The organism is Desulfonatronospira sp. (assembly GCA_003563255.1).
Classification (GTDB): domain Bacteria; phylum Desulfobacterota; class Desulfovibrionia; order Desulfovibrionales; family Desulfonatronovibrionaceae; genus Desulfonatronospira.
Window position 1 is genome coordinate 1 of the sequence record PWSL01000265.1, and the last position, 7,136, is coordinate 7,136.

Here is a 7,136-nt window from a genome sequence, read left to right on the forward strand (position 1 = left end):
ATAAGCGCCATTCCGCGCATTGTGCCGGTGCTCAAGTCCATGGTCATGCTGGTGCTGGCGGACATGGTGCTTTTGCAAAGGGCCATACAGACGACAGAGAATAGATGACAGATAGCATACCTATAATAACCCAGACAGCAAACGGAGTTTATCAGTGCGCAAGACTGCATATTTTATCGAGGGAGACGGTATAGGACCCGAAGTGTGGCAGGCAGCCAGGCCGATACTGGACCAGGCCCTGGATAAGGCTTACAGCGGCGAGCACAGCCTGGAATGGGTGGAGCTTCTGGCCGGGGAAAAAGCCTATAAAGAGACAGGAGAGTATCTGCCCGCCAGAACCCTGGATACCCTAAGGGAAGCTGAACTGGCCATTAAGGGACCCCTGGCCACCCCTGTGGGCGGGGGTTTTCGCAGCCTCAACGTCACCCTGCGCCAGGTTCTGGACCTGTATGCCTGTATCAGGCCCGTGAAATACTTCCAGGGTATAATGTCTCCTCTCAAAAGACCTGAACTGGTGGATATGGTGGTCTTCAGGGAGAATACCGAAGACGTCTACGCCGGCATCGAGTGGGCTGCAGGCAGCCCGGAAGTGGAAAAAGTGGCCTCTTTCCTGCGCGATGAAATGAAGGCGGATATAGCGCCCGGGTCCGGCATAGGCATCAAGCCCATTTCCGAGAAGGGCAGCAAGCGCCTGGTGCGCAAGGCTATAGATTATGCCCTGTACAAGAAAAGGCCCAGCGTGACCTTAGTGCATAAGGGCAACATCATGAAGTACACCGAAGGAGCCTTCAGGGCCTGGGGCTATGAGCTGGCCCGGGAGGAGTACGCCGACAGGACCATCACCGAGGACGAGGCAGGCCAAGGCAAAACCGGGCTGGTCATCAAGGACCGCATAGCCGATGCCATGTTTCAGCAGGTGCTCCTGAAGCCGGATCTCTACAGCGTCATAGCCACCACCAACTTGAACGGGGACTACCTCTCGGATGCTCTGGCCGCTCAGGTAGGCGGACTGGGCCTGGCCCCCGGGGTGAACATGAGCGACAGGCTGGCCTTTTTCGAGGCCACCCACGGCACTGTGCCCTCCTATGCCGGCAAGGACGTGGTCAACCCGGGCAGCCTGATCCTCAGCGGGGCCATGCTTCTGGAGCATGCCGGCTGGGAAAAGGCCTCGGATCTTATCCACGCCTCCATTGAAAAGGTGGTCTCCAGCAAGAGGGTCACCCAGGACCTGGCCCGACAGATCCCGGACGCCGTGACCGTGGGCTGCAAAGAGTTCGGAGAGCTTATAGGCGAGAACCTGTAGGGTGGTATGTCGGACCTGTCAGACGGGTCCGACAGGTCAGACGGGTCCGACAGGTCTGACGGGTCTGACGGGTCCGACAGGTCTGACGGGTCCGACAGGTCTGACAGGTCTGACAGGTCCGACAGGTCCGACAGGTCCGACAGGTCTGACGGGTCCGACAGGTCTGACAGGTCTGACAGGTCCGACAGGTCTGACGGGTCTGACGGGTCTGACAGGTCCGACACGTCCGACAGGTCCGACGGGTCAGAGAGCTCCGACAGGTCCGACTGCTCCGACTGCTCCGACATCCCGGCCTCAGGTGTATCTCTTGGGGTTGATGCGGTATTTTTTGACTTTGTAGTTGATGATGCGGTAGCTGACCTTCAGGTCCCGGGCGGCCTGGAGCATGTTGCCCCGGGCCTTTTTCAGGGAGTCTATGATGAGTTCCTGTTCGAAGCGGGCCACGGTCTCCACAAATGGCAGCTCGGTGTCGGTGGCGGTGCTTTCGGCGGTCTGCAGGGTGGGGGGCAGGTGATAGGTGCGGATGACCTCCTCGGAGCACATAAGCACCGCCCTTTCCATGCAGTTGCGCAGTTCGCGCACGTTGCCCGGCCAGTGATACTGAATGAGCAGGTCGATGGCCGGGGTGGAAATACGTCTGATGTTTTTTTCGTATTCTTTGCAGAAAGTCTGCAGGAAGTGCTCGGCCAGGGGCAGAATATCTTCCCTGCGCTCCCTCAGGGGCGGGATGAAAATGGGAAAGACATTGATGCGGTAGTACAGGTCCTCCCTGAATGTACCCTCATGGATGCGGTTTTCCAGGGGCTGATGGGTGGCGCAGACGATACGCACATTGACCCGGGTGGTTTTCTCCCCTCCCAGGCGCTGTATTTCCCCGGCCTGGATGGCCCGCAACAGCTTGGCCTGGGCTTCGGCGCTTAACTCTCCTATTTCGTCCAGAAAAAAGGTGCCGAGGTGAGCCAGCTCAAAGCGTCCCTTCTTCTGACCCATCGCACCGGTAAAGGCTCCCCGTTCATATCCGAAAAGCTCGCTTTCCAGGAGTTCCCCTGGCAGGGAGGCGCAGTTGAGCTTGATGAAGGGCTTGTCCTTTCTGGGGCTCATCCTGTGAATGGCCTCGGCCAGCAGCTCCTTGCCTGTGCCTGACTCCCCCCGGATAAGCACCGTGGCCCGGCTGGGGGCCACCTGCATGACCTGGTTCATGATCATGTTCATGACCTTGGAGGTGGAGATGAGCTGGCTTTCGGACATGCTCTGCCGGGCGCTTTTCATCTCGGCGGTGGTGAACTGGGGCAGCTCTTTCTGTCTGCTGACCTCCTCCTGGAGAAAAGATGTCTGCCTGGCTATGAACATACCCAATACCTGCAGAAAGCGGCAGTTGGTCTCCAGTTCCGGCAGGTCCCTAAGCTCCATCTCGGCGTTCAGGACTCCCTGGATCTCTGTTTCGTTTTCCTGGCCGTGGCGCTTGATGGGCACTGAGATAAAGGACATGCTGGCCAGTTCTTCCGGGGTGCGGTCAAAGGCCAGGTTCAGGAAGTTGGGGTCGTCCTTCATCAGGGGAACGATAATAGGGGACTGTTCCTTGACCACCTGGCCGATGATTCCCTGTCCCGGGGTGTAGGAATACTTGGGGGTCTTGGTGAATCCGATATACAGGCTGAATTCGATGCTCTGGGTCTTGGGATCAAATATGGCCAGGGAAATGCGTTTGTAATCCATTTCATCCGCAGTGGCCTGCAGAAGCTTCTCCAGCCCCTCGCGCAGCGGGCCCTGCCAGCCGTGCTGCATGAGCAGTTTTTCCAGGGCGACCAGGTAATTATTCTCTGTCATAAGCAGTATGTTCAGTTTACCGAAGCCATAAATTCAGCGCCCAGCCTGGCGGCCTTGAGGTTTGCATCCACCAGTTTTGGAGGAAGTTTTTTCTGGATACCCTCCAAAAAGACGTCCAAGTCCAGCTCGAAGAATCCGCCTGCAAAAAAGGCCCCCAGAAGGACCGTGTTGGCGGTCTGGACATTGCCTGCCTGGCCGGCCAGTTCGGTGCAGGGGACAAAGTATGATTTTCCGGCGCATCCGGCGACATTTTCCCGGATGTAGTCAATATCCGGATATTGTTCCTTTCCCATGGAAACGGACAAAGGCGGGACGGGGGTATCGCTGCTGAGGGCCAGCCCCCCGGGCTGCAGAAAAGGCAGGGCCCGCAGAGTTTCCAGGGGCTCGAACCCAAGAAGGATGTCCGCCTCTGCATAAGATATTTTGGGGCTCATATAACCACCCACCAGCACAAAGGAATGTACTACTCCGCCTCGCTGGGCCATGCCGTGGATTTCCCCGGCGGTTACTTCCATACCGTTTTCCAGGGCGGTTTCCGCCAGGAGCCTGGTGGCTGTCAGGGTGCCCTGGCCGCCTACACCGGAAAAAAAGATGCGTAAGGGTTTCATGGTTTAACTCCTGCTCTCGGGTTTGATGCTGCTGCTGATCTGGACACAGACCATGCAGCCGGCACAGTGTACAGGACTTATCCGGACTTTTTCCCCTTCCAGGTAAAAGGCGGGGCAGGCCAGGGTGTGCAGGCATTCCAGGCTGGATTCGTCGGATACAGCTACCTTTGCCTTCTGGGTCCTTTTCTGTCCCAGTACCCTGCGGGCGTACAGGGGGCAGGGCTCTTCAGCAATGAGCACCCGGACACCCGGGGCGTCCTTCATCTCGTTTAAGGCCTGGTCCAGGGCCTTCTGGTTCAGGGCCTTGACCTTTTTCACCTGTTCCACTCCGCAGGCCTTGACCAGGGGTTCAATTTCCAGGTGTCCGGGCTTTTTGTTGTACAGGGACTGGTCCACTCCCGGATGGGGCTGGTGCCCGGTCATGGCTGTGGTCCTGTTGTCCAGGATAACCAGCAGAAGATCGTGCTGGTTGTAGACCGCGTTGGCCAGGCCGGTAATTCCGGAATGAAAAAAGGTGGAGTCGCCGATGAAGGCCACCACCGGATTTTTTACGGCCCTGGACATGCCGCATCCAGAGGATACCGACGAGCCCATGCACAAAAGAAAATCCGCGGCTTTCAGGGGCGGGAGCATGCCCAGAGTGTAACAGCCGATATCCGAGGAGTATACGGCATCATCACCGAAAATTTTGCGCACCCGCACATATACCGAGCGGTGCGAGCAGCCGGCGCACAGATTGGGCGGCCGGGCGGGCAGTTTTTCCTGCTCAATGCTGCACATTTGCTGGTCCGGCACATCGCGCCCCAGAAAGCGGTGCAGGGCGGCAGTGACCCCGGAGGTGGAGTATTCATCAAACAGGGGCAGATCCTGGTCCTTGCCCTGAACATGGGTGCTCAGTCCGCGTTTCTGGCAGACCAGCCGGACCTCGTTTTCCAGGATGGGTTCCAGTTCTTCCAGGACCAGGACCCTGTCCACGCTTTGCACAAAATCCGCAACCAGGTCCTGCGGGAAAGGATATCCCAGACCCAGTTCCAAAACTTTTACCTTCAGGTCCGGGTAAAGCTTGAGCACGTCCGAGAGATAGGCCCTGCTGACCCCGGAGACTATGACCCCGTCATTGCCCTGGCCGTAAACACGGTTCCAGGGGGATGAATTTATCTCCGGGCGGATTTTTTCCAGGTTGGTTAGAAGGGCCTTGTGCCTGGCCCTGCCCACTGCCGGGACCGATACGAAACGCTGGGGGTTCTTGACGAATTCTCCGCTGGTTTTTGCCGGCGGAAGTTCTCCGAAGGTCACCGGACCGCGCATGTGGTTGATCCTGGTGGTGGTGCGCAGCATGATAGGCTGCTGCCATCTAACTGAAAGCTCAAAGGCCTCCCGGGTCATGTCCTTGCATTCCTGGGCGGTGGCCGGCTCAAAGCAGGGCAGACCGGCCAGGCGCACGTAATAGCGGTTGTCCTGCTCGTTCTGGCTGGAATGACACCCCGGGTCATCGGCGCACAGGATGACCAGGCCCCCTGGAGTGCCGATGTAGGCCAGGGTCATCAAGGGGTCTGCAGCCACGTTGACGCCTACATGCTTCATGGTCACCAGGGTGGGGACGCCTCCCAGGGCAGCACCGCCGGCGACCTCCATGGCCACTTTCTCGTTGATGGAGTACTCAAAGTAATAATCTCCTCTGTCTGAAAGGCGGAAAAAGGTGTCCGGGACTTCCGAGGAAGGGGTGCCCGGGTAGCAGGAAATAAATCCCACTCCGGCTTCTAAGGCACCGCGGACGATGGCCTCGTTGCCCAGGAGCAACTCCCTGGCCCCGGATTTTGGATCTAAAAGATTCATCAGTCTTAGCTCCCTTGTTGTTCTGTCTTTTTACGCAAGCTGTCTATCTTGTAGCGGATAAATCCATCATCTGCTCCGTGGGCCAGCTCTTTAAGGCTCTGGTATGACTCCAGGGCCTGCTGATAATCCCCTGCCTGTTCAGCCACAAAGGCCTTCTGCGTGTGATACTGGTTTTCAAACTCCCTGGGAAAGTCGTCCCCGGCCTCCTGCAGGATCTCCAGAGCCCTGGCATAGTCCTGCATGAGCTCATAAGCCTTGGCCCGGCCCAGAAGGGCCAGGGGCTGAAGGGAATCGTCCTTTTTTTCCAGGCGGCTGAAGGCCTCGGCGGCCTCCTGGTATTTGCCCGTGTCCATGTAGATACGGGTCAGCTCAAGTAGAGCCCCTCCCTGCATGGCACCGGGTGCGTCCTCCAGAAAGTTCTCCAGGGCCTGTATTCTTTCCTCCTGGTCCTGCATGGCCAGTATTGCGCTCATTTCTTCCTGGGCCTGCTGCTGGGCCCTCTCGGTAAAAAAGGTGTATCCGGAATAGGAGGCCGCACCTATTACCACGGCTACAACCACCGTCAGGATCATTTTCTGGTATTCCTGGATCTTTTGCAACAGGGGATGGGCGGTCTCGTCCGCCTCGCTCATGAGCCTGTCCAGAAACCCCTTTTTGTTGCCGGGATCTGTCATATGGCCTCCGTTGCTTCTGCGTCTTTTCGGTTGTCAGCCGTCACACTTTCAATCATGGAAGTGATGCTCAGGGCCGCCGGACTCTGGGGATGGGTCTTGATGTAAATATAGCCTTCGTCTCCGGAACGAACTATTTCCGGGTCTATGGGGATGCGTCCCAGGAAGGGGACATTCATTTCCCGGGCCAGGCTCTCGCCTCCCCCTGAGGTGAAGATATCCAGGTGTTCGTTGCAGCTGTGGCATACGTATCCGCTCATGTTTTCCACTATGCCGGCAACAGGAGTATCCATGTCCCGGCAGAAGCTTACTGAGCGGCGAACGTCGTCCACGGCCACCGCCTGGGGGGTGGTGACAATGACCGCCCCGGTGTCTTCTCCCAGGAGCTGCAGAACGGACATGGGCTCGTCCCCGGTCCCGGGAGGGCAGTCCACTACGAGATAGTCCAGCTCACCCCAGGCCACGTCCTGCAGAAACTGCCGGATAAGGCCCATCTTGACCGGACCGCGCCAGATGACCGCATCCTGGTTGCTGGGCAGTAAAAAGCCCAGGGACATGACCCACAGGTTTCTGCTCCAAGGGACGGGTTCCATGAAATCCTTGTCCATGTGGGGCTTCTCCCCGGTGAGGCTTAACAGCCTGGGGATGCTCGGTCCGTGTACATCCAGGTCCAGAAGACCCACCCGGTAGCCCTGCAGGCTAAGCCCCACAGCCATATTGGCGGCTACTGTACTTTTGCCCACACCGCCCTTGCCGCTCATGACCACCAGTTTTTTACTGATCCTGTCCATGCGGCTGCGCAGTCTGGCATCTTTGTCCTGTTTTTCTTTCTGCTTATCTTGAGCGCCGGGACATGTGGGCGCCATTTTCAGGTCCTTCATATTATCCTCC

6 protein-coding genes are annotated in these 7,136 nt (G+C 57.9%); 1 reads left to right on the top strand and 5 read right to left on the bottom strand.

What is annotated here, in order from left to right; genetic code table 11:
* The first annotated feature begins 154 nt into the window (after positions 1-154).
* Positions 155-1,303 carry an NADP-dependent isocitrate dehydrogenase gene (gene icd / locus QZP87_RS07710; RefSeq protein ID WP_291322340.1) on the top strand — a complete coding sequence of 383 codons (1,149 nt, stop codon included), beginning with the start codon at positions 155-157 and terminating at the stop codon, positions 1,301-1,303.
* Between the two features lie 294 nt (positions 1,304-1,597).
* Here the strand turns inward: icd and QZP87_RS07715 are convergent, their stop codons facing one another.
* From QZP87_RS07715 to QZP87_RS07735, 5 genes are read right to left on the bottom strand one after another with little or no spacing between them, the layout of a single operon-like run.
* Positions 1,598-3,130, bottom strand: a complete 1,533-nt coding sequence (locus QZP87_RS07715; protein WP_291322341.1) for a sigma 54-interacting transcriptional regulator — start codon at positions 3,128-3,130, stop codon at positions 1,598-1,600.
* Positions 3,131-3,141: 11 nt separating this feature from the next.
* On the bottom strand, positions 3,142-3,738 hold the full coding sequence (locus QZP87_RS07720; protein ID WP_291322342.1) for an indolepyruvate oxidoreductase subunit beta: 597 nt from the start codon (positions 3,736-3,738) through the stop codon (positions 3,142-3,144).
* A 3-nt stretch (positions 3,739-3,741) separates the two neighbouring features.
* On the bottom strand, positions 3,742-5,574 hold the full coding sequence (gene iorA / locus QZP87_RS07725) for an indolepyruvate ferredoxin oxidoreductase subunit alpha (RefSeq protein WP_291322343.1): 1,833 nt from the start codon (positions 5,572-5,574) through the stop codon (positions 3,742-3,744).
* A gap of 5 nt (positions 5,575-5,579) precedes the next feature.
* Positions 5,580-6,248, bottom strand: a complete 669-nt coding sequence (locus QZP87_RS07730; RefSeq protein WP_291322344.1) for a tetratricopeptide repeat protein — start codon at positions 6,246-6,248, stop codon at positions 5,580-5,582.
* Positions 6,245-7,126, bottom strand: a complete 882-nt coding sequence (locus tag QZP87_RS07735) for an Mrp/NBP35 family ATP-binding protein (protein ID WP_291322345.1) — start codon at positions 7,124-7,126, stop codon at positions 6,245-6,247. The genes QZP87_RS07730 and QZP87_RS07735 overlap by 4 nt, the downstream gene beginning before the upstream one ends.
* Positions 7,127-7,136: the final 10 nt, after the last annotated feature.